The organism is Clostridium ljungdahlii DSM 13528 (genome assembly GCF_000143685.1).
In the GTDB taxonomy this organism is placed as follows: Bacteria; Bacillota; Clostridia; order Clostridiales; family Clostridiaceae; genus Clostridium_B; species Clostridium_B ljungdahlii.
Genome location: NC_014328.1, coordinates 3,571,868 through 3,594,086 on the forward strand (window position 1 = coordinate 3,571,868; position 22,219 = coordinate 3,594,086).

Genomic DNA, 22,219 nt, shown 5'->3' on the forward strand with positions numbered 1-22,219 from the left:
ACTAGTAATCTATATTTTTGCCAATAAATTAGCCTTTAACGGCTTCTTACCTTCCCCTTGTGGTACTTCTACCCCCTGAAATTTAGCATAATTTACTTTAACACCATCATCAAGATCTATACTTATCTTCTGATTTGCTACGTGGGCAATAACTTGATCATATTGAATGCATTCAAGTATTTGTTTTTGTATCTTTTCCTTTTTCTTTCTTGCTTCATTCTTTTCCCTTGTTGAAACATTGGCGTTTTCCATAATCATATCTAATCTATTTACCTCAGCCTCATACTTTCTTTGAAGTAAATGCAAATAATCTGTTCTAACTCTTGCTACAGTGCCAACATCATATCTATGCATGTAAATTAAAGCTTTGAATCCATCATTTTTACCTGAATCAAAAAGCCAATAAATTGGTCTCTTTTGATAAGTTTTAAGATGATCCTTATAAAAGTCTTTTAAGAAATATCTTCTTATTGTCTGCCTTGACGTTTCATTTCCTTTTTTACCTAAAGTATCAGCAATATAATCCAAGTTTTCTTCTAAAGTTTCCTCACTAAAAGTAATCTTAACAAATTCTATAAAACGACTCACTATATCATCTTCAAAGTATTCATCATCAGTAATTGGAATTACATTATCTATATCTACTTTAAATGTTTTATATCTGTCTTGACTAAACTCTCCACCAGCATAGATTAAACCTTCTTCATCTAAAGAGTACCTGCCAAACATACAACCTACCGAGTATGAAATGAAGGATTTAATATCACGAATCTTATCTGCCTTTCTAATAGTTACATTCTTCTCCTCTACATCTGGAGTTAATTCATCTTGAAGTCCATAAATGTCAATAAAAATTCTATTTAATTCTTCTTCATTTGACTTTATTATATTAAATTGTTCATTAGAAAAAACACTCCAATTGTAGAATGCATCTTTTAGTGTCTTTGAAACATTTCTATGTGAAATGATTGGATGTAATTGAAAATTCCATGATGTTTCAAACATATTCCAATCATTCTTAGATATATTAATGTTTTCTTCACATAAAACATTAACTATTGAAACATATGATTCATTCAATATTATGGGTAATCTACTAATATCGCCTACCTGAAATGCCATTGTTGAATTAATAATTCTTAGCACTTCAAAACATACTTTACTAGTCATAAAAGATAACACATAGTATATTTTGCTTTTATCTATAAATAGTGTCATACCATTCACATCAAATACATATCCATTAGGACTTATCCTCACACCAAAAAGACTGCTACTAATTAACGTCCAAGTTATGCCTTCTCTAAAATAATAATTCTCATTTCTAACCACTGATTTTTTAAAGTTTTTAATTTCATATCCATCATTCTCCCAGTTTACAATATATATGTTATTCCCATACCACTTTCTAAACTGTCCACCTTTATTATACGGAAACCATTTACTACTTTTGTAATTATTTTCTTTTCTATCTTTTATATTAAATCCAATTTTATTATAATTTACTTCCATCCACATTCTTACAAACCTATCATTATCTGAAGTCGCCAATCCTTGCTTCACTTCTGCAATATTGGCTAGTTTTATTCCTCTTTTAAATGCTTCCTTCATATCTTTACTTAGCCAGTATGCTATAGGATTTCCATCTACAACTTTAAAATCTTGCTGATTATTAATGTAAATACCTTTATTACTAAAAAAAATTTTTTCTTTTTCAGTTATACTATCAACTTCCCCTTGTTTCTGAAATAACTTTTTATAATAAGAAACATACTTATCTATGAAATTATTTCTAATTACAAATGCAGTTGTTCCAAAGTCTGATCCAAAAACACCTCTACCATTATGTAACATATTAATAATAGTATGATTATTAATAATCTTCTTGCGCAACTTCTCATACGATGTCAAAAACATCCAAGATGGTATATTTATCATTGATATATATCCTAGTCTGTCTGCAAGATTAATACATAATTCCATAAAGACTGTACCTAAATCACTTTTTGTATCTGGATAATTTTTATTTAAATAATCACTCAATCTATCATTTATACTTTTCTTGCCCATGTAAGGTGGATTAGTACAAACAACATCATACTTTTGACTTAATATTTTGCCCTGTTTTATCAAATCAGGTATCCTCTCCAAAATAATATTCTTATACTGCAATTCAAATAAATCATTGGTACCGCTATTTCTTATCTCTTCAACTCTTCTCTCAATTACATCAAAATCAATCCCTTTAACTTCTAATATAGAACCATATTCTTTTGCGTCATCAAATACATTTATTAAATACTCTACATCTTCTTTTAACAGTTCATTACCACTTGCAAAAAAATCTATGGCTTCTTTAGAAAATCCATTACTCTCTTGAATAGAGCACACATTTAAGTCTATTTTTTTTCTAAATATTCTTCTACTATAACTTCTAGCCTTCATCATAACAGCAAAATATGATAATTGCGCTGCCCTGTCATCTATATCTAAACCATAAATATTCTTCTCCAATATGAGTTTAGGAATTTCTCTTTCTGAATATCCTGCTGATTTATAAATGTCATATAATACGTCAAATGCATAAACAAGAATATGGCCTGATCCCATACATGGATCTAGGAATTTTATATCTTCAGGTTTTAAATCTTTATTTTTATCCCTTATAACCTGTAACTGTTTCATAACTTCTGGTTCTTGCTTTGCTTCTTCTAAATAGTACTTCCACTTAGCCTTTAATTCATCATCTGGATGACTTTCTAGCCAAAGCCTTCCCAACGAATTTTCCACCATGTACTTTACTATCCAATCAGGCGTAAACAATTGTGTGGCTGCTGGTATATTTTCCTTTGTAATCTTTTTATTTTTCTTTAAATCTGCAAAAACTTCATCTTTCTTTTGTGAAATATAGTATTGATATAACCATCCTATAATTTCTACTTGTTCTTTAAAATCTTCTTCTGTGATAGATGTTACTAAATCTCTTATTATTGATCCTTCTTGAAGTAAATTATCTGGTAATAGTAATTCCGTATAATCTTCTATTTCTTCAAAAACTACATGCATTATTTTCCCAAGTTCATTACATTGTTTTATAAGTAAATACTTAAATAATTCTTCTGTATTGTTTTCATCCTGAAATTTATAAATTAAATCTACATTTAAATTTTCAAAATCTAAGTTTGCTGCTTCACGAATGATATCAGGTTCTGCTTTATTACTATCAGTAGATGATAAAACCCTTATCCCGCTAGGTAAATATTCATTTACTTCCATAAATCTAATGGCAATTAATCTATTAAACCAGGTATATGCGACTTCTTCAATAACTTGATCAAACCCTTTTTCATTTATCTTTTTAACTAAACTTTCCCTATGTTTAAGTAATCTTTTGTCATACCTATTACCATTCACCTCAAATGCATCTTCAAAAGTTTCTACACTTTTTATTTCATTCTTTGTTATGCCAAAAGTATATGCCTTTTGTTCTATTTGCTCCTTTAATTTAACCCTTGCATTAACTGCAAAATTTTTAATTGCGGATTTATCCATAAGTATCTTCCCTTCATATATCTATGCAAAATAAAAATTTTAATATATTTTGTATAAAATACTATTTAAACAAGTTTTATTCTGGTATCCTCATTTAATTCCTGCTTTAACTTTGCTTTTATATCCTTTAATAACTCATCAATATCAGCTTCAGTTTCTATAGTTTTGGCTCCATGAAGTATGTTGGCTATGCTTATATTCTTTGTTTTCTTTATCTTATATACCGGAGGCTTTTCTCCCCTTATTATATCAGCACCGCCGCCTACAACTGGTTCTGGATTTGGCACTACTGGTGGCTTTCTTCTTTCTACTTCTTTTGATATTTCTTCAAAAGAACGCATTTTTAATCTATCGCTTTCTTCTTTCATTGCTATTGCTTCATAGAAATTGTTAGCCCTATCTAGTCTACTAATCAAATCATCAAATCTCTTTTGAAACTTGGCACTTAATTCATCTTTAAATTCATATAAACTAAGTTCATTTAATACTTTCTCGCAGTCTAATTGAATTACCTTTCTTACTGGCTCACATTCTACTTCTAGTAAATCAGTAAATCTATTTGAAAATTCTTCAATCAATCCTGGTAATTGAGGTATCTTAGAATATGGTTCTTTACTTCTAACTATCTCATTAATCTTTTGTATTAAATCTATAGCCTGTTCATCTAAAACATAAGTCTTATTTTTATTATAGATTTCAATTTTTTCTAAAGCATCATCAAAGAATTTCTTTTGATTCTTAAAGAATTTTTTTACATCCTCAGAATAATCTGCATAATCTAAAAAGTCATCCTTTAACTCATAACATTTTTCATAAAACTCCATAGTATCTTTTATACTTATTACTTCATCAAAAATTCTCTTTCCTTCCTCAAGTATATCTTTACCTGGATAATTTGCTTGCTTATAATATACTAGGAGTTCTCTTATACTTGCTATTTCTCCCTGTGTTAAGTCTTTAAACCTACTCATAAGTCCATCTTCATCAGCCGGCACAGCAGAATAATTAAATAATTCCTTACATAATTCTTTAACATTAGTTATATATTTTACTGGAGTTTTTGCTCTCTTCTTGACTAATACTTTATCTAAATAATCCCTCTTTGTTAAATATTTTACTACATCCCTATCATCAGTAGTTAAATACTGACTATTATATTCTATCTTTATTTCCTGAGCCTTAAATAATTTTATTATTATTGCTGCAATATCAAGTTCTACCCATCCATAGGGGGCTTTTGAATATAATCCTATAATCCCTTTCATGGTCATAGGAATGTTTCTTGATGTATTTCTTTCAATATAACTATTTACTTCATCTATTGCTAACTTATTTTTTTCTTCAATAAAACTTCCCTGAACATTATTGTTTAATAGAATATCTTGTAACTCTCTTGAACTATCTATATATTCCTTAATATAATTTAGTTTGCTATATAGCGTATCTATTAATGTCTTAAATGCATCATTTATACGTTCAACTGGGTTCTTTTCTTTAATATCCAAAAGCTCCGAATTTGCAAACATTTCAGCAGTTTTTAACCCTTCAATTAATAGATTTTTAACTCTATCTTTTCTTTCAGAAACTTCTCTTGATTTTCTAGTTTTTATATCCTCTATGACCTGTGTTGATGCAGTACCACTTTTTACTCTTAGATATGCTTGAATTTTTAATATTTCTTCCATTTCTTCTAGGAATGTTGTATCATTTGGTAATTTTATAATTACATTATTCTCTCTTGCAGACATCAATTTTAATTCTTGATGGGTAAGATCTATACCTGTTTCAAAATAAGGTGTAATTACTTTTAACCCAATTTCATTATTTTGCTGTCCTCTTGGTATGTCATCTATCATTGCATTATATGGGAAATCATATTTTGAAGAATATCTATATTTCTTTTCAGTATAAATTTCTTCAAATATTGTTCCACCAACTTTTTGTATGACTTCTCCCATATCAATTGTTATACTCTTAATTTCCCTATTAACATCCTGCTCTTCGTGAGTTAGGAATATATATTCTTCTCCATTTTTTTGAATAAGGGTTTGTCTTACTAATTTCTTTAATGATTCTTCTACTTTCTTTTTAATCTCTAATTTATCATCATCTATATGCTTAACTAATAATGTAGATATGTTTTCAAGATTTGAAGGTATTTCTTTTACATACTTAATCATAAATAAAAGTTTTAATACTTCTACATCTTCCTCGTTAAGCTTCGAGTTGTTTTTTGCGTGAATTATGACGGTTTTTATATTAGCATCTAAAAATGATTCTATGGTATCATAAAATGCTGAAAATGGTATTAATACGCCCATTTCTTCATTTTCATATTTAATTGATGACTCTTGAAATGCGCTAAGTAGTGACCTTTCACCTTCAGCTAAATGCTTACCAGATGCACCATGTATTCTAATTCCTGTAAATACCGATTGAAGTAAATTAAACTGATAAGGTATAAATGGATACACTTCGGCAAAATCATTTTCGTTTTCATATACTTTCATTTCAGCCGTATCATTTGAAAAAGTTATTAAATTTTTTAATATAGAACACTTATCTTCATACAGCAATTTCAATGAATCTGCTGCTCCTGGTTTTTTTTGTAGTATACGCTTTTTAATTACTTCATCTACATTTGCAGATGATAGTGACAATCTAGTATTAAATCTGCCTTGAATTTTACTAAAATCGTTTCCTTTTACCTTTGTTACAGAGTCTATATCTTGCTGACTAGTAACGATAACCCATGCTTTACCACCACAGTATGTTCCTAAATCTTCAACGACTGTTTGCAAATTTAGCATTAACTGAGAATCGCTGCCTATGTATTGTCCAATCTCATCCACTAAAAAAAGTACATGATGATTTTTACCTTTTGTTTCAATATATTCTTTAACCCTTTGAGCAAACTTCTCTATACTTAAACTATAATTTTCTTCTGCTTTGTTGTACCAATCTCTTGCTGTTTCTTCACTCATTTTAGTAGTTTTAGATAATGCCTCTACAATAGAATCTTCCTCATAGAAAAAATCTTCTCTTGAATCTTCCCAACTGCTCCCTGATATCTTTTCAAACTCTGCCTTAAAATCTTCATACACTTCATCTTTAACCATTTGTCTTTCTAAATCTGCAACCCATGGTATAGAACCACAAAAGCCTTGCATTTCATTAAACACCTTATTAAATACTTTTAATATGGAATCTTTGTCTGCCTTAGAATCTGATTCACTCTTTGAATCAATATTAAATAAAATAACATCTGCTGTAATATCCCCTGCCTGTTTCATATCTGCCACAACCATTGGATCGTAAACTTTATTATCAAAGTATTCAATAGATTTTTTGCCATTTACCACCCTGTTCTCAAGCAAATATGATAATATTTTTAGAAAATGTGATTTACCAGAACCAAAGAAACCTGATATCCAAACTCCCATTTTATCTGTATGATCTAATATACCCTTTTTATATGCTTCAAAGAAGTCACCAAAATGTCCTAGTAATTCATTTGTAACTACATATTCATCTAGTTCTTGAAAAATATCGGAGTCATCATCCTGTCCTACTTTAATAACTCCTTTTATATCCCTTTCTATATCCTTTAAGAACATCTTCTTAAGTTCCATGCTTAAACCCCTCCGTATCTCAGTCTTTAATATTTATCTATTAATTGAAATGCCCTATAATAATTATCATCTTTGATCTCATTAAATAAAATCAATTCTAAGCCATCATATTCCCCTGGAAAAAACATAACTACAGGCACTTGATCAATTGCATTATGTAAATTATTCAATACTGTATGTGAACGCATAATTGGCCATGCTTTGCCAACACCAGTTATAAACACAATATCATTAGGTTCAACTCTATTTACTATATAATCCAAAACCATATCATTTTTAAGAGTCAATCTAAGTGATTTTCTAATAGCATTAAAAACATATTTGCTACCTTTTTTCTTCTCCATTTCAATGTTTTTTTGCAGATATCCTTTTTTATCCATCGTTTCTAATATTATTTCATATAAATCAAATTCTTTTATATGAATATTAGAGTATTCATCGCTAATTTTTTGTTTTATGAACTGAATATGATCTCTTACCAAAAGTTCATACTTAGGTTCATAATCAAATATATAATAACTTATCTCATTACCTAACCCTTTATTTTCCCTAAAGGATTTATCTGTAATCTTAGGTATTATTCCATCCAATCTTTGATATATAGTTTTCATTTTTTAACTCTCCTCTAGGCATTTTAACAACTTAATAGTCCGCCTCGTTATCCTTTACAAGTTTTTCATATAACTTCTACTTAAGACTTATGTCCTAACATCACTTCTAAGTATATACCGTCACCTATTTCTTTTAAATGTTGTGCTAAGTCACAATCTACTATTGGTATAGTTATTTCCTTATCACCCTTTTGATTTTTAATGAATCCTGCTTCAAAAAGAATTCTAGTAAGTACCTGTTTGAGTTTATAAAAGGTATATTCCTTCCATGATGCTACAGTATCACTTTGTTCGCATTTTCTTTGGAAGTAAACATTAAAGTCACTATCTGTAATATATTTTTCCCTCAAGATATTTTTGTTCCTATAAACTTCGCTCATAAACTCAAAAAATAGCCTATCAGTTTTCATAATCATATAAATCACAATTTGCTTACTCGTTTCTAAATCTCCATTCACTAATTTATCAAGTAGGAATTCATCTAAACTCTTTAATCTTTTTAATGTTATTGACGCAATTTCTTTTTTTCGTGCTTCAGATTTCATCTGGAAAATATTTTCTTTAATAGACATATTTTTTATTTCATAATCATTAAATCCTTTTAAAATAAGGCTTGCAGCCTTTTTTGTTTCTATATAAAGGTAAGGCATCGATTTTATTGTGGATTTATATTCTAATTGTTTAGTCATATTTTACCATTCCTTCGGTCCCAAAATTTATACTTCCTATTATTATAGCATAATAGGAAAAATCAAAATACTTCTTTTAAACTACATACAGTTTTTTGTTATTTTGTTTTAATCTGTTTTAATTTGTGATATTTTTTTGGAGGACATTTGGAGGACATAAACCCAAAAAGAGCACTTTGGAATAAATTCCAAAGTACTCTTAAATGTTGATATGCTACTTTGATAATATTTCTACCCAATTCTCAGGAAAACCAATCAATCTTAAATCTATAACATCTTTATACTCATTAAGTAACTTTTTTAATTTGTTCTGAAATATGCCCCATTTACTACCATTTTTCGTAAGTTCTTTTATACCTAATATAGATATAAATAATCTATTTGAATTTATACTTTCTTTATATTCGTTATATCTATTATGTAATTTAGGTATTATTGCCATTTTCTTATTGTATAATCTACCATAATGCGCACATATATTCCTGATGTATGACAAATTTTCAGCCCAACTTTCCAACAACTGATTATTTATGTTAAAACAATTTCTAGATATATCTTTTTGATCAGCTGTATTTAAATTAGAATACGTTCTTGATAACATACCGAACGAAAATATTTCTACTAGTACCCATATTGGGAAACGTCCCTTATATTTAATTAAATGATGCTTTACAAATAATTCTTTTCTATTATTATGAATTTCAAGTTTTATTTCATCAATTAATCCTTTATGATGTTTTCCTGCAACATCGTCATATCCATTATAAAATCTTTCATCTTTAAATAAGTCTGAGTTTTTATATGCCTCAGTACCATATTTAATTGATAAACTATATGCCATATATGTTCTAAATGCTATTTCTATATCTTCCAATATATCTAAAATTAAACTTCTCAATGCTTTATCAAATTCATACAGTTTGTACATATCCGTGAAAGAAATTTTATAAGCATAATCATCATTTTTATTAAATTGCAATGCATACGCAGTTAATCTGTAGTAATTTGTTATCTTTAAAACATTAATAGCCTTATCATCATTATCTATTTTCATATGTTTATCTTTTAATATTTCTAATTGTTCTTCAAATGTCCTAGGTTCTTTAAGCTTTATCTCATCTTCCATAAACCCTCCACATATATCTAAAAATCCACCCGGTTCGCATTGTTAAGAGGCGCGGTGGATTTACAATAATATAACAAGTTTAATGACTTACACGTTTCGCATTGTTAAGAGGCGCTGTAAGTTCTGTTACTATTATAGTATAACAATTTTGCAAATTTGTATACTTATTTTTCATTTAAATATTTCAATTGCGTTAAATTATATTCATATATCTCGATATATCTTTCTTTTTATCTTTTAACGCTCCTCTCAATTACTCCTTTAATTTCATCTTTATAAGTTCTAACGCGAGATCATTTTTTTGTTATTTTGTTTTAATCTGTTTCAATTTGTGATATTTTTTTGGAGGACATTTGGAGGACATAAACCCAAAAAGAGCACTTTGGAATAAATTCCAAAATGCTCTTAACTGTTGATATTCATGGTGCCGGAGGCGGGAGTCGAACCCGCATGTTGTCACCAACGACGGATTTTGAATCCGTTGCGTCTGCCAATTCCACCACTTCGGCATATCTGTATCCGCTGTTAATTTCTATACTTTAGCGGTTAACATATAATATGATAACAGGTGCTAGCACATTTGTCAAGTTAGAATTTTTAAAAAAATAATAATTATTGTAAACAAAGTTCCTTACAAATTGAGTAAGCCATTTCACGTACCTTATAATTTTCATTATTGCAGGCATTTATAATAAGTGGTCTATAAGTTTCCTTATAGTTATTACGCATATAGCACAATACATCTACTTTCCATTTCCAAAGTTCTTCTGATGATAAATAGAAAAATTTTGGTTGGACTTTCTTACGATAAAAGCCTTCTTCCATATTTAAAATATTCTCTGGAGTTAATACAGAAGATAATTCTGCAAGGCCAGGAAATTCTTCTTCTTCCTTCCACTTTCCTTTGTCCATAGGACATACGTCCTGACAAATATCACAACCATAAATGCAATTTCCAAATGTTCTACTTAATGGTTCCTGGGGCAAATTACGCCCACCAAAGGTTGTCAAAAAAGAAATACATGTAGTTGGTGACATAGTATAGGGATCAGAAAGAGATTTTGTAGGACAGGATGCCATGCAGCGATTGCAGTTCTTTGGACACTGTAAAACATCATTTGTTTCCTTTAACTCCATTTCTCTGTCAGTTACCCAAGCTTCAAGATGAACCCATGAACCAGATTCTGTGTATAAGAAGTTATTTCTGCGAACAATACCAATTCCAGCTTGCAAAGCTGCCCAGCGCATTCCAACCACTCCAAATTTTTGATTTGTCTCTACCTTTAAACCAAGTTCCTGCATATATTTTTCCAATGCTCGATTATTCTGATATTCTTTTGTATTTTTATCAACACGTATATCAAATAAATATGACTTACCTATGTGTCCCTTTACTACCTCTGGAATTTTATATTTTCCATATTGTACCGCAAGTACTACTACAGACTTCGCCCATGGATATGTTGCCAATGTATTAACTAAGCGCTGCTGATTTTGATAAAACATCTTTGATTTTGGAACTTTTTCAATACGTTCTTCAAATTTTTTAGCATATCCATCCATCAAACCAATCGGAATAATACCACATTTTTCGTAGCCCAGTTCGTAAGCCTTTTTTTGAATCATTTGTTCAATTATATTCATATTGACTACCACCTTTTATAAATTTGGCTTAATATATTTATTTTTTAACTTCATATTGTTAAATTATTTAAGCATTTTTTCACTACTATAGTTTATTAATCATTCTGATATTTGTTTAGCAATTTCAATCACTTCATCAATTAGCAAAGAGGATAACAAGGCCACATCTTCTGGATGTAGCTCTTTCACCACCGAAGGATCATACAACATATTAGAATTAGCCTCCAATTCATCATCTGCTAGCCATAAAACTAGAATTATTGGAATGTTCGGGAACACATCAATTTTTAAAGCTATATCTCCATATGATATCTTTTTTGCACCAAGAATATGTCCAACTTTTAAGAAAAGATCTCCTTTATGCCCAAAGAATTGTGATAATTTATTTGTAGTAATACCACCTGAAACATTATATAAAACAGCTCCATCTAATTCTCTGTATGGTACCCATTTATTTTGGTGGGTGGCTTTAGTACATCTGTGAAAATAACTAATTATCAACATTTTTTTCATTACATTATCTCTAAATAAATTTCTTTGTGTATCATTTTTTAATACAATTCTTCCCTGTGGATAAGAAATTATATATTCTCTGTTTAAATAAGTTAAAGTAAATTCCTTTTTTTCAAAATTATATTTAGCACCGCTTTTATTTGCCATTTCTTCTGGGTCATGCTTAGCAAATTCTATACAAAGATTTTCATAGCATAGATCATAATTGTTTTTATTATAATTTTGCATAATAATAATCTCCCGTTTTCATAATTACCTAGCTTTCATATATGCAGTTTGGTTTAAAAATTAACTTTTTTATCCCATTTAAAAACTTTAAACTTAAGTATATACCAGTTATCGTGTATATACACGATAACTGGTAAAAAATTTAAGAAACTAAAGCCTCAATTTTAGAAAGTAATGTCGTAAAAGTGGATATATTATCTTTGCCAAGATACTCTTCTAAAAAACTTTGTGCCTTCTCCCAAAGTTCTTCTGAATATTTATAAGTTTCAATTCCTTTATCTGTTAATCTAAGTTGTCTATTTCTAGTTTTTTCTGTTGATATATCTTCTACAAATCCACTTTTTTCTAAAGGTTTAAGATTTCTCACAAGGGTAGTTCTATCTAATCTTATGACTACAGCTAAGTCACTTACACTTACTGGTCCTAATTGGTTTATATGTCTAAGTAATGCTAACTGGCTTATCTTCAAGTTACTTGGTACAAGAAATTCATCGTAAACTTTAGTCATTGCTTGTGAAGCCCTTCTAATATTAAGACAATTACACGGTGATGGTTTCTTCTCATAAATGTTTCTCTCCTATGTAAAGCAAATACACCCCTAGAAACATCAAACTCAATTTACTGGCCAGGAAGGCTCTCTTCCGCTTAACACTTCATCTATACCAATGGCTGGATGAAGAGACATCCTTATACCTGCTTCTTCTGTATGTGCTGCAGTATGAGGCGTTACAATTACATTTTCAAGTTTAAAAAGAGGATTATCTTTCGATGGTTCTTCTCCTTTAAATACATCAATAGCAGCTCCAGCAATTTTATTTTGCAAAAGTGCTTCAAGCAAGGCATCTTCATCAACTACTTCTCCCCGTGCCGTATTTATAAGAAATGCTTCAGGCTTCATAATAGACAGCTCCCTTTTTCCTATCATACCCTTTGTTTTCTCTGTAAGTGGAACATGCAAGCTTACAAAATCAGAATTTTTAAGTACATAATCTAAATCTCCAGTAAGTTTTATATTATCGATTTGATTTGCAGCTATATTTCGCTTGAATCCTATAACTTTCATGCCAAATCCCTTTGAAGCCTTTAAAGCAACAAGCTCTCCTATACTTCCAACTCCTATAATTCCTAGGGTTTTACCTTCAAGATCCATTCCAAAACTTTTTCTTATTTGAAAATTCCCATCTCTAAGTTCTCTATCATAAATAAGTAATCTTTTAGCAAGTAATAGTATAAGGCCCATAGTATACTCAGCCACACTATTCTTATTGGATTCAGGAGAATTGGTGACTCTTATTCCAAGACTTGATGCAGCTTCAACATCTATATTATCTACTCCCACACCAAACTTAGATATGACTTTCAACTTTGTTCCTGATTTCATAATTTTTTCAGTAATATTTGCCATTCTAACTAATATTGCATCACAGTCCTTTACTTCCTATACCAAAACATTTTCTGAAATATCAGAAGCCATCTTTAATTCATAACCATGACTTCTAAGATACTCCTTGCCTTCTTCATATATATTTTCCGTAATCAAAACTTTATAACTCATACTAAATCACCCCTTCATATATAATCCCCTTAATTTTTTACTATAGTAAAGCCTTAATGCAGTTATCAAAACTCCAAATAAGCACATAATACCAACACTTATATATACTGATCTCATGCCATAAATAAAAACATCATCTCTGCCTTTTATGTAATCCACCACTCTGTACCCAATTTTATGACTCATTCTATTGTAAAGTAATAACGTGGAAAGAGATGTACCTAGAACAAATCCTAAGTTTCTAATAAGGGCATTTACACTTCCTGCTATTCCAAGCTTATCTCTACTAACAGTAGACATAACTAGCGAATTATTAGGAGATTGAAACATTCCATTTCCTAGAGTCATAATTACTATATAACCTATAATCAAAAGTACAGAAGACCTTTCATTTAAACTAGATAAGAAAAACAACCCTAAACTCGTAAAACTAAGTCCAAATAAGGTAAGTATCTCGGATCCAATTTTATCTGACATATATCCACTAAAAGGAGCCACTACAGATAAAACAATAGGAGATACCATCATGAGCATTCCAGATGCTGCCGGTGAAAATTTCAATGTATCCTGAAAGTAAAAAGGAAGTATTATATTTGATGCACTAATTGCAATAAATGAAATAAAAGCACATATTATACTTATTGAAAATAAACTGTTTTTAAAAATACTCAATTGCAAAATTGGCATGCTTATTTTATGTTCTAATATAATAAACAATACAAAAGTTATAAATGAAATTACAAAAGCTAAAATTATAAATATATTGTCATAACCCTTTACCTGGCCTTGTCCCAATGCTCCAAACAGCGAAACTGTAGTTACTACAAATAGTAAAGCTCCTTTTATATCTAGTTTTTCATCAGAAGTAGTATGTGCTTTAGGAAATATCTTTAATGTAAGTATAAATACAATTATTCCTATTGGTATGTTTATTAAAAATATATATTCCCAGCTTATAGCGGAAACAATAATGCCCCCAATTGGAGGACCTGCCATAGAACCCAATGCCACAAATGTACCTAAAACTCCAAGTGCCCTCCCCCTCTCATTAGCCGGAAAAACGTGAGTTATGATTCCTTGATTAGTAGCCATGGTAGCTGATGCTCCTACTGCCTGTATAACTCTTGCTGTTACAAGTAAGGGCAGTGAACTTGTGAGCCCACACAGCAGTGAACCCATTGTAAAAAGAACGACTCCAAATTTAAAAACTTTTGTCTTTCCTATCATGTCTCCAAGCCTTCCAAATATTAAAATAGTTGCTGCAACAGTTATTAAAAAACTGGTAACAACCCATGTAATACCTGACATTCCTACATTTAATTTAGATGCCATATCCGGCAGTGCTACATTTACAATGCTGCCGTCAAGTGTTGACATAAATGTAGCAGAAACAACTGTAATCAGAATCAGCCACTTTTTTTTATTCATTTCACTTTCAATTTTTTTCAACCTTCACTCATCCTCTCACAAATGCTTTTTCATTTTTTAAATCCTTCAAGTTTTTTATCCGATGACTACCTGATCTAATACTCTCACGCACTCTGTGAAAGCGACTATCACCAAATCAAAGATTTGGGATATCTACTTTTCTCCAAGTGTACGTTGCGAGCAGCTACGTCTCTGGATAACAATTTTTTCTAAAAGATAACGCCTTCTAAGTGCTGAAACACTAAGAATCCTGTTAATAAGCATCAGGTGGAATCAAAACTCCATCTGATGCCAAAAACTCTGTTTATAAAAATAAGCCTGTATACATCTATATATGTTATTAGTTAGTTTGTTCAAAGTTAACGCCTTATTATTCATAGTCAATAAGTTTTTACTTTCACTATCTGTTGTTTTTTACATTTCCTTATGATACTTAGAAAAAGACACCATATAGGATGCAAAAATAACCAAATATGCTGCAATTGCAAGGAAAATTGTAAGTAAATTAACTCTCAAAAAAACGTATGAAATTACAAGAATACCAAATACTATTTCCATAATATCAAAAGCCTTTGCCTTAGCTCTATTTTCAATAGCAATGTTCCGTTCATCTTTATCTTTTTCTTTCACAAGAAATTTATGATATATGCCATTAGTAATTGAAGCTACCGCCATTGCCATAAGAATTAAAGGTATGGTTTTAGACGTATATCCACCTACAAAAAACATACCGATTGCTGAACTAATTAGCATTACAACTACTGCCACGATAAATACATAATTAAAAGTTTTCATTTTCTGAACTCTCCTCATAAATAAATATTTCTTCAATACTCACATTAAAAAATTTAGAAATCTTAAAAGCTAGCAATATAGATGGATTATAGCGTCCATTTTCAAGGGATCCAATTGTTTGTCTTGATACCTCCAGTTTTTGTGCTAGCTCCTCTTGTGTGATGCCATGTTGTTTTCTAATTTTTTCAAGCCTGTTTTTCAAATTAATGCCTCCAATCACAATGAAAAGTGACTTTGTAATATTAGAATATTACTGTTTTTTTGCAATGTCAAGTTTGCTTTCCATCGTTGTTATAAACAGAGTTCTTGGCATAAGGTTGAGTTTTGACTCCAACTTATGCTTAGAAATCGTTATCCAGGCGCCTAGCAGTGCTTATCCCACCACTTTGATAGAAAAGCGACTATACCAAATCTTTGATTTGGTATAGTCGCTTTCACTGTGCGCGATGGGGCGTGTTAGCAATGGTAGCGATCGGATAAAAAAAGGTTTTAAAAAATCAAACCCTTTCGTAGATACCATCTTAGCAAAAATAGCCATAAGATAATTTTAAAAACCACACCAAACAAATTAAATTATTGACAATTCTAGTTAATGTCCCCTGTGCTTCATTAATTTTTTCTGCTGCCTTAATTTAAATTTTTTCTCTTTTTCTTCTTCCTTTTTTTCTCTTGAGACCTTTTTTATTTTTAGTTTAAAATCTTCATATTGCTGCTTCATGGCAATTTGGGCTTTTGTACCTATACCATTGTCTTTAGTCTCTTTTTTAATTTTTCTCTGAAGTCTTTTAGGATTTATCTTTTTATCAATGCTTTTATCAGAATAATTGATATCCAACGGTTTACTAAACTTTAAATCATTAAAATTTTTTAGTATATAGTCGTATACTTCATAGTCTTTTGGTTCAGCACCAAATACAACCCTTGAAAGATATATTGTATCAGAATCCCACCTTTTAAACACGCCAACCCAAAATGGCTCTTCAAAAAATACTGTTAGCTTAATATTAGCTGTCATTTTATATTCCTCCTGTTTAACAAATAAAAAATCTAGAGAATGGACAACCCCAGGAGGGCAGGTTACTGCTAACTTATAAAGTACAAGCCAAGTTTTGGACTACCAACCAAAACTGTGTTTTTATCTCTATTAACATAATAGCAAAAATCATCTAAAATGCAATGTTTTTTCAAAACCTAAACTTTACCAGGTTTAAAAATTCTATAGTACACAGAAATTAATGCTATGTATATGTAAAACAATATTTGTATTATAAATACATAAGTTATTTTTATACCACCTGCAAAACCTATTATATAGGTTAAAAATGTAGCTCCCAAGTTATTGAAAATCATAGTAACAGCAGATGCAGAAGGTATATTTTTTTCAGTAACATGCTGCACAATATATCCTTGCAGTGCAGGATACATAATTGATATTGATATTCCTATAATTGCAAATCCTGTTAAAGCTTGAAGCTTACTTTTTCCAAATAGTAAAATAATAATTCCTAAAATTGATATTAAAGGTGATATGGAAAGGAATCTAAGTTGTCCAACCCTTTCTAAAAATTTATCTCCTAAACTCCTTCCTATAGTAAACAAGATCCAAAAGCTTAAAAGTATATTTGGTACTTCGATTTTACTAATTCCATAATATTTTTTAAGAAAAGTTCCTGTCCAATTTGTAGTTGAGATCTCCGCTCCGACATAGAAAAATACCGCAATACAAAGCAATAAAATCATAGGGTTTTTTAATATAGAAAAAGAAGTGTTACATTTAGAATTACTTTTATAAAATGTCCTTCTATCCATTTTTGACACAAGAATAATATAAAAAGATATAAGTAATATATGAATAATATATGTGTAATTAAATTTTATACCCATCTTTAATATAAATCTGTCTATTGGCAAAATTAAAATTCCACCTAATCCAAAGCATGCATTTGCAAAACTAAATTTTTGATATTTTTGTGGAAGAAGTGAAAGCATCGTACTCAAATACAAGCATGCCATCCCGGTTGCCAATCCTGCCATAAAATATCCAGTTAAAATAACATAAAATGATTTGGAAAATACAATTATAAGACTTGCAAAAATTTCAAATACAATTCCCAGATACAGTCCATTTTTAATTCCCAGCCACGGCATAAGTTTTGCCCCTACAATATTTGTTATAAGTGCGGCACAATATACTACTGATGGTATAAATGCAATGACATATGATGACACATTATACGTACTTTTTATAGTTGTTATAAAAGGTGATAATGTATTAGAAAACAGTGACAATAAAAAATATCCTATAAAAATAGTTACCATAGCTTTAAAGTTTTTTTCCATTAAATTTCTCCTACAAAAAATTTTTGAATTAGTTTTACTTTCCACCTTGTTTTTCAAAACATAAATCCAATTATTATACAAAGTTCATTATAGTATATAAAATTAACTTTTAAAACGAGATCTTTTTATAATTCTATTTGATACTGACTTTTCATATACATCCCTTTCTGGATTATAACATTTTTCTTATAATATAATAAGGGCATGAAAGTTTCCTGCTTACTTTCATGCCCTTATTATATTAAGGCCTACATTTTAAATTTCCAAAACACCTATTACATCTTCAACTTCTTCTAAAATATTGCCTTCATGTATTTGATTATTTATATACTCAATATAAGGATATAAATGCTCATCATCTTCTATCTTAGGAACAACTTTTCTAATCAAATCATACACCGATTTTGTTGCCGTAGACATCTTTAGTGGTTTTAGAAACTCAACAGCTTGAAGTGCATTTAATAACTCAATGGATAATATGTTTTCCAATAATCCCACACACTTATACGCTTTCCTTGAAGCATTGTAACCCATGCTCACATAATCTTCTTGATTTGCACATGTTGGAGTGTTATCAATACTTGCTGGTGTTGACAATATACGCATCTCCCCTAAAAGTCCTGCAGCCGTATATTGTGGAATCATAAAACCATTATTAAGTCCAGTCTTCTCAATTAAAAATGCCGGCAATTCGCTTATATGATGATTTACAAGCCTATCTATTCTTCTTTCTGACATTTTGGCAATGCTTGTCATAGCAATGCATGAGGAATCTGCTTCAATTCCAACATATGATCCATCTGCATTACAACCCATAAGTGCAACACCATCATCTTTAATTGGATATATAACAGGATTATCACAGCAGGAATTGATTTCAGTAATTATTGTTTTTGCAGCATCTTTTAGAGTTTTTTTAGCTGCTCCATGCAGCTGAGGTATACATCTTAAAGAAAGCGCATCCTGAAGTCTATAATCTTTATATTTTATGGCAATTTCACTGTCTTTAAGTATCCTTAGAATATTTCTAGCTGTCATGTTCTGTTCCTCATGGGGTCTTACAGACTGCAGTCTAGGGTCAAATGCTCTTGTAGTTCCCCTTAAAGCCTCAAGGCTTATTGCTCCGATAATATCTGCAGTTTTTGCAGCCTTTATTCCATCGTATATTGCCAATGCAGCTAGGGCAGTAACCGAAGTAGTTCCGGAAACCAAAGCAAGTCCTTCCTTACAACCTAATTCAACTGGTTTTATCCCTTCCAATTGTAATGCCTCATAACCATCTATTAGTTTGCCATTATAAAAAGCCTTACCTTCACCTATAAGAACTAAGCTGATATGTGCTTCTACTGAAAGATATCCTACTGACCCATGACAGGGCGCAAATGGAACTATATTACTATTTAAAATGCTAGCTATAGTTTCAATAGTATCCAGTTTTACTCCTGAATAACCTTGTCCCATATTCAAAATCATCATTAATAGAATTGCCCTAACACACTCCCCTTCTAATGCTTCCCCTATTGAACAAGCATGGGATCTCAGTATATTTTTCTGAAGAATAATTGCATCTTCAGGCTCAATAATCTTATCACAGTTATCACCAAATCCTGTAGTTAAACCATATATAACTCTTTTCTCCTTTAAAAATTTCTCTACCAGTCCTCTCGATTTAGTAACTCTTTCTCTAAAAGCATCTGATAATATAACTGTTGCCTTATACCTTGATATTGCTATAAACTCCTCAAGAGTAATATCTTTACATCCTATAACTACCTGCTTTAACTTTTTTGCATATTGAATACAGTCTTTCTCATCTTCATATTCCAATAGTATCACCTCTTCATCTTAGTTACATACTCCTATGTGATCCACATCCATCAGCTGCAATAGGCATATATCGAACCTTATTGCCTTCTGCCACATCACCATAAAGAGCAACCCAATATGGTCTAAAAACACTTTCTATTTTTAAAACTTTGAATTCTGGTATTCCTCCGACATGCCTGTGCACAACTTTTAATGCAAGCTTTCTTGCTTTTAATATAAGATAATCATCATCTTTATCAGACAGTTGAATAGCATTACTATCAACTTCCTTTAATTCAATTATGTCAGGCATACTATCTACCCATGAAACAGATCCTGTTGATCCATTGGCAAGCAAAGTAATTGTTTGTTTTTTTTCATGAGCTTTTTTTGATACCATTCTTTCAATAACTGTTGGTTTATGGATAATTTCAAGGGTCACAAGTTTAAATTCAACAAAATGTTTTCTAACCTCAGAAAGCTTTTTATTTAAAAATATAACTTTCCATAAAACTCCTCCCATAGCTTGAGCTCTTTTCTCTGCTTCTTGTTTTTCAACTTTAATAGGGAATGCTCTTATATCCATAATATCTACTCCTAATAAAAATTTATTTTTCCTTATTGCCTTTAGACTTTCTAGAAAATTTAAATATTATTCCAAGATAATTTATAAAAATTAAAGTTACAGCAATCATAATCCCATAGGGAATTAACCTTCCCACTATAAAGTCATTATGAGCTGAAATTGCATAATAAATTACCCCTACTACTATAAAATAAAGCAATACAAGAAACCCATCAATTCCAAACCAGGAAATTTCAAGTTTATCATTTTTCTTTGACATTATACTACCTCCTTAGCTACTTTTTCAGGAATAGACTTACCAAACTTATTGCCTAAAATCCATGCTATTAAAGACAATGGCAGTGCAACAACAAGTGCTTCCACATTGAAAGCCTTAATAGGAAATAACTTAAAATATGCAAATGCAAATCCCCCTACAAGTATCCCAAGATAACCTCCTAATGCCGTTTTCTTACCTTTCCAAACAAGTCCACCAACTATTGGGACAAATCCTGCTGCCATCCAGATACTGCTTACAAATATAAATGCATCTTGTGCTGTAGTAAATTTAAATGCAATTGATAATGCTGCTACTGATTCTATTATTATACCTATTCTTGTAAGTAGAACCAGTTTGTCCTGCGTAACATTTCCTTTAATCCTACCGTATATATCATTTGCAAGAGTTGCTCCACCTGAAAGGTAATATCCATCTAATGCAGAAATTATTGAACCTGCAAGACCAATTATAAATAATGCCCTTACTCCTTGAGGTAAACTTCCTAATACAAGTTTTATATATCCTTCTCCAGGTACCATATTTGGATACCTTACCTTAACAATGAGTCCTGTAAGAGTTAATACAATATCAAAACAAACCCACAAAACAAAGCATGATAGAAGTGCACGTCTTCCTGATTTTGGTGAATCTGATGCAGAAAATCTTTGGTAAAATGTTGGATCGGCATAAACTCCAAATGAAAGTACACAGAGCATTAAAGCTTTCATAGGCGTAAGTCCACCTAATGGATCCATTAACGCTGGAGTTTTAGATAATGCATGCTGAAGTCCAGCCCATCCGCCAACACTATCCCATTGTCCAGGCAGCACCATTGTAAGTCCAAAACACATACACCAAAACATTAACATATCAGTAACTGCAACTCCCATAAGTCCCCCTAAAACTGCAATTACAATAACCATTACAATACATACTATACCTGCCGTAAAATTATTAATTCCCCAGGCAACCTTTCCTATAAACCCAAATGACGTTAACTGACCTATTTGAGTGCAGTACGTAAGCATTAATATAGCACCAAGGACTGCAACTCCCTTGCCATATGCACTCTCCAATAAATCTGGAACTGTAATGTCTGTTCTAATATGTATTTTAGGTCCTACCCAAAGTGCTAATGGCATACGTCCTAAATGGGAGGTAACACACCAAATAACCCAAACAGATAATCCATACATTGCTGAATACTCAACTGTTCCAATTGTTCCAACTCCACCATACCAAGTTGCAACTAGTGCTCCAACAGTAAGAGACCATGGAAGACTCCTATTACCTAGATAAAAACTCTCCATATCTTTTACTGCCCTTGAAAAATACCAGCCAATAAAAATTAGTAGAATTGAGCATAAAATGATAACTACATTGTCAAAGCTTGATAATAACATAATCCAACACCTACCTTATTTTATATTTTGTATCTAATTAATAAAATAATTT

Annotated in this window: 17 protein-coding genes, 1 tRNA gene and 1 pseudogene; all 19 read right to left on the reverse strand. The window is 30.7% G+C overall.

All coding sequences use genetic code 11. The features are described from left to right. Positions 1 to 9: 9 nt before the first annotated feature. A complete protein-coding gene (gene pglX / locus CLJU_RS16110; protein ID WP_013239899.1) occupies positions 10 to 3,552 on the reverse strand; it encodes a BREX-1 system adenine-specific DNA-methyltransferase PglX in 3,543 nt (1,180 codons plus the stop codon). A 65-nt stretch (positions 3,553 to 3,617) separates the two neighbouring features. After that, positions 3,618 to 7,184 carry a BREX system P-loop protein BrxC gene (gene brxC / locus CLJU_RS16115; protein ID WP_013239900.1) on the reverse strand — a complete coding sequence of 1,189 codons (3,567 nt, stop codon included), beginning with the start codon at positions 7,182 to 7,184 and terminating at the stop codon, positions 3,618 to 3,620. Between the two features lie 26 nt (positions 7,185 to 7,210). Further along, entirely contained in the window at positions 7,211 to 7,795 is a 585-nt protein-coding gene (locus CLJU_RS16120; RefSeq protein ID WP_013239901.1) for a DUF1788 domain-containing protein, read from the reverse strand. An 80-nt stretch (positions 7,796 to 7,875) separates the two neighbouring features. Further along, positions 7,876 to 8,484, reverse strand: a complete 609-nt coding sequence (locus CLJU_RS16125; protein WP_013239902.1) for a DUF1819 family protein — start codon at positions 8,482 to 8,484, stop codon at positions 7,876 to 7,878. A 214-nt stretch (positions 8,485 to 8,698) separates the two neighbouring features. Beyond that, positions 8,699 to 9,610: an Abi family protein gene (locus CLJU_RS16130; RefSeq protein ID WP_013239903.1), complete on the reverse strand. Its 912-nt coding sequence runs from the start codon at positions 9,608 to 9,610 to the stop codon at positions 8,699 to 8,701. Positions 9,611 to 10,032: 422 nt separating this feature from the next. Then, positions 10,033 to 10,119: transfer RNA gene (locus CLJU_RS16135), tRNA-Leu, on the reverse strand. Between the two features lie 103 nt (positions 10,120 to 10,222). Continuing rightward, positions 10,223 to 11,254, reverse strand: coding sequence for an epoxyqueuosine reductase (locus CLJU_RS16140; protein ID WP_013239904.1), 1,032 nt, complete (start codon positions 11,252 to 11,254; stop codon positions 10,223 to 10,225). Between the two features lie 99 nt (positions 11,255 to 11,353). Further along, positions 11,354 to 11,995 carry a DUF3786 domain-containing protein gene (locus CLJU_RS16145; RefSeq protein WP_013239905.1) on the reverse strand — a complete coding sequence of 214 codons (642 nt, stop codon included), beginning with the start codon at positions 11,993 to 11,995 and terminating at the stop codon, positions 11,354 to 11,356. Between the two features lie 142 nt (positions 11,996 to 12,137). Continuing rightward, on the reverse strand, positions 12,138 to 12,503 hold the full coding sequence (locus CLJU_RS16150) for a MarR family winged helix-turn-helix transcriptional regulator (protein WP_013239906.1): 366 nt from the start codon (positions 12,501 to 12,503) through the stop codon (positions 12,138 to 12,140). A gap of 105 nt (positions 12,504 to 12,608) precedes the next feature. Next, positions 12,609 to 13,418, reverse strand: a pseudogene (locus CLJU_RS16155) (hydroxyacid dehydrogenase); the annotation flags it as partial. A gap of 138 nt (positions 13,419 to 13,556) precedes the next feature. Further along, entirely contained in the window at positions 13,557 to 14,999 is a 1,443-nt protein-coding gene (locus tag CLJU_RS16160; RefSeq protein ID WP_013239908.1) for an MFS transporter, read from the reverse strand. Between the two features lie 393 nt (positions 15,000 to 15,392). Continuing rightward, a complete protein-coding gene (locus CLJU_RS16165) occupies positions 15,393 to 15,773 on the reverse strand; it encodes a DUF2178 domain-containing protein (RefSeq protein ID WP_013239909.1) in 381 nt (126 codons plus the stop codon). Continuing rightward, the gene (locus CLJU_RS16170; protein WP_013239910.1) at positions 15,760 to 15,975 is read right to left on the reverse strand and encodes a helix-turn-helix transcriptional regulator; all 216 of its coding nucleotides are present in this window, start codon (positions 15,973 to 15,975) and stop codon (positions 15,760 to 15,762) included. Before CLJU_RS16170 ends, CLJU_RS16165 begins: the two co-directional genes overlap by 14 nt. A gap of 387 nt (positions 15,976 to 16,362) precedes the next feature. Continuing rightward, positions 16,363 to 16,788 carry a YjdF family protein gene (locus tag CLJU_RS16175; RefSeq protein ID WP_013239911.1) on the reverse strand — a complete coding sequence of 142 codons (426 nt, stop codon included), beginning with the start codon at positions 16,786 to 16,788 and terminating at the stop codon, positions 16,363 to 16,365. A gap of 176 nt (positions 16,789 to 16,964) precedes the next feature. Then, the gene (locus CLJU_RS16180) at positions 16,965 to 18,113 is read right to left on the reverse strand and encodes an MFS transporter (protein ID WP_013239912.1); all 1,149 of its coding nucleotides are present in this window, start codon (positions 18,111 to 18,113) and stop codon (positions 16,965 to 16,967) included. A gap of 255 nt (positions 18,114 to 18,368) precedes the next feature. Then, positions 18,369 to 19,940, reverse strand: a complete 1,572-nt coding sequence (locus CLJU_RS16185) for an HAL/PAL/TAL family ammonia-lyase (RefSeq protein WP_013239913.1) — start codon at positions 19,938 to 19,940, stop codon at positions 18,369 to 18,371. Between the two features lie 22 nt (positions 19,941 to 19,962). Then, entirely contained in the window at positions 19,963 to 20,505 is a 543-nt protein-coding gene (locus CLJU_RS16190; protein ID WP_013239914.1) for a hypothetical protein, read from the reverse strand. 22 nt (positions 20,506 to 20,527) lie between these two features. Next, positions 20,528 to 20,764 (reverse strand): hypothetical protein, encoded by a 237-nt coding sequence (locus CLJU_RS16195; protein WP_013239915.1) that lies wholly within the window; start codon positions 20,762 to 20,764, stop codon positions 20,528 to 20,530. Next, a complete protein-coding gene (locus CLJU_RS16200; protein ID WP_013239916.1) occupies positions 20,764 to 22,167 on the reverse strand; it encodes a sodium:solute symporter family protein in 1,404 nt (467 codons plus the stop codon). The genes CLJU_RS16195 and CLJU_RS16200 overlap by 1 nt, the downstream gene beginning before the upstream one ends. Positions 22,168 to 22,219: the final 52 nt, after the last annotated feature.

Excerpts from the sequence above, each read along its gene's own strand:
- pglX (WP_013239899.1), bottom strand. The coding sequence starts at position 3,552 with ATGGATAAATCCGCAATTAAAAATTTTGCAGTTAATGCAAGGGTTAAA.
- brxC (WP_013239900.1), bottom strand. The coding sequence starts at position 7,184 with ATGGAACTTAAGAAGATGTTCTTAAAGGATATAGAAAGGGATATAAAA.
- CLJU_RS16120 (WP_013239901.1), bottom strand. The coding sequence starts at position 7,795 with ATGAAAACTATATATCAAAGATTGGATGGAATAATACCTAAGATTACA.
- CLJU_RS16125 (WP_013239902.1), bottom strand. The coding sequence starts at position 8,484 with ATGACTAAACAATTAGAATATAAATCCACAATAAAATCGATGCCTTAC.
- CLJU_RS16130 (WP_013239903.1), bottom strand. The coding sequence starts at position 9,610 with ATGGAAGATGAGATAAAGCTTAAAGAACCTAGGACATTTGAAGAACAA.
- CLJU_RS16140 (WP_013239904.1), bottom strand. The coding sequence starts at position 11,254 with ATGAATATAATTGAACAAATGATTCAAAAAAAGGCTTACGAACTGGGC.
- CLJU_RS16145 (WP_013239905.1), bottom strand. The coding sequence starts at position 11,995 with ATGCAAAATTATAATAAAAACAATTATGATCTATGCTATGAAAATCTT.
- CLJU_RS16150 (WP_013239906.1), bottom strand. The coding sequence starts at position 12,503 with ATGACTAAAGTTTACGATGAATTTCTTGTACCAAGTAACTTGAAGATA.
- CLJU_RS16165 (WP_013239909.1), bottom strand. The coding sequence starts at position 15,773 with ATGAAAACTTTTAATTATGTATTTATCGTGGCAGTAGTTGTAATGCTA.
- CLJU_RS16175 (WP_013239911.1), bottom strand. The coding sequence starts at position 16,788 with ATGACAGCTAATATTAAGCTAACAGTATTTTTTGAAGAGCCATTTTGG.
- CLJU_RS16180 (WP_013239912.1), bottom strand. The coding sequence starts at position 18,113 with ATGGAAAAAAACTTTAAAGCTATGGTAACTATTTTTATAGGATATTTT.
- CLJU_RS16190 (WP_013239914.1), bottom strand. The coding sequence starts at position 20,505 with ATGGATATAAGAGCATTCCCTATTAAAGTTGAAAAACAAGAAGCAGAG.
- CLJU_RS16195 (WP_013239915.1), bottom strand. The coding sequence starts at position 20,764 with ATGTCAAAGAAAAATGATAAACTTGAAATTTCCTGGTTTGGAATTGAT.
- CLJU_RS16200 (WP_013239916.1), bottom strand. The coding sequence starts at position 22,167 with ATGTTATTATCAAGCTTTGACAATGTAGTTATCATTTTATGCTCAATT.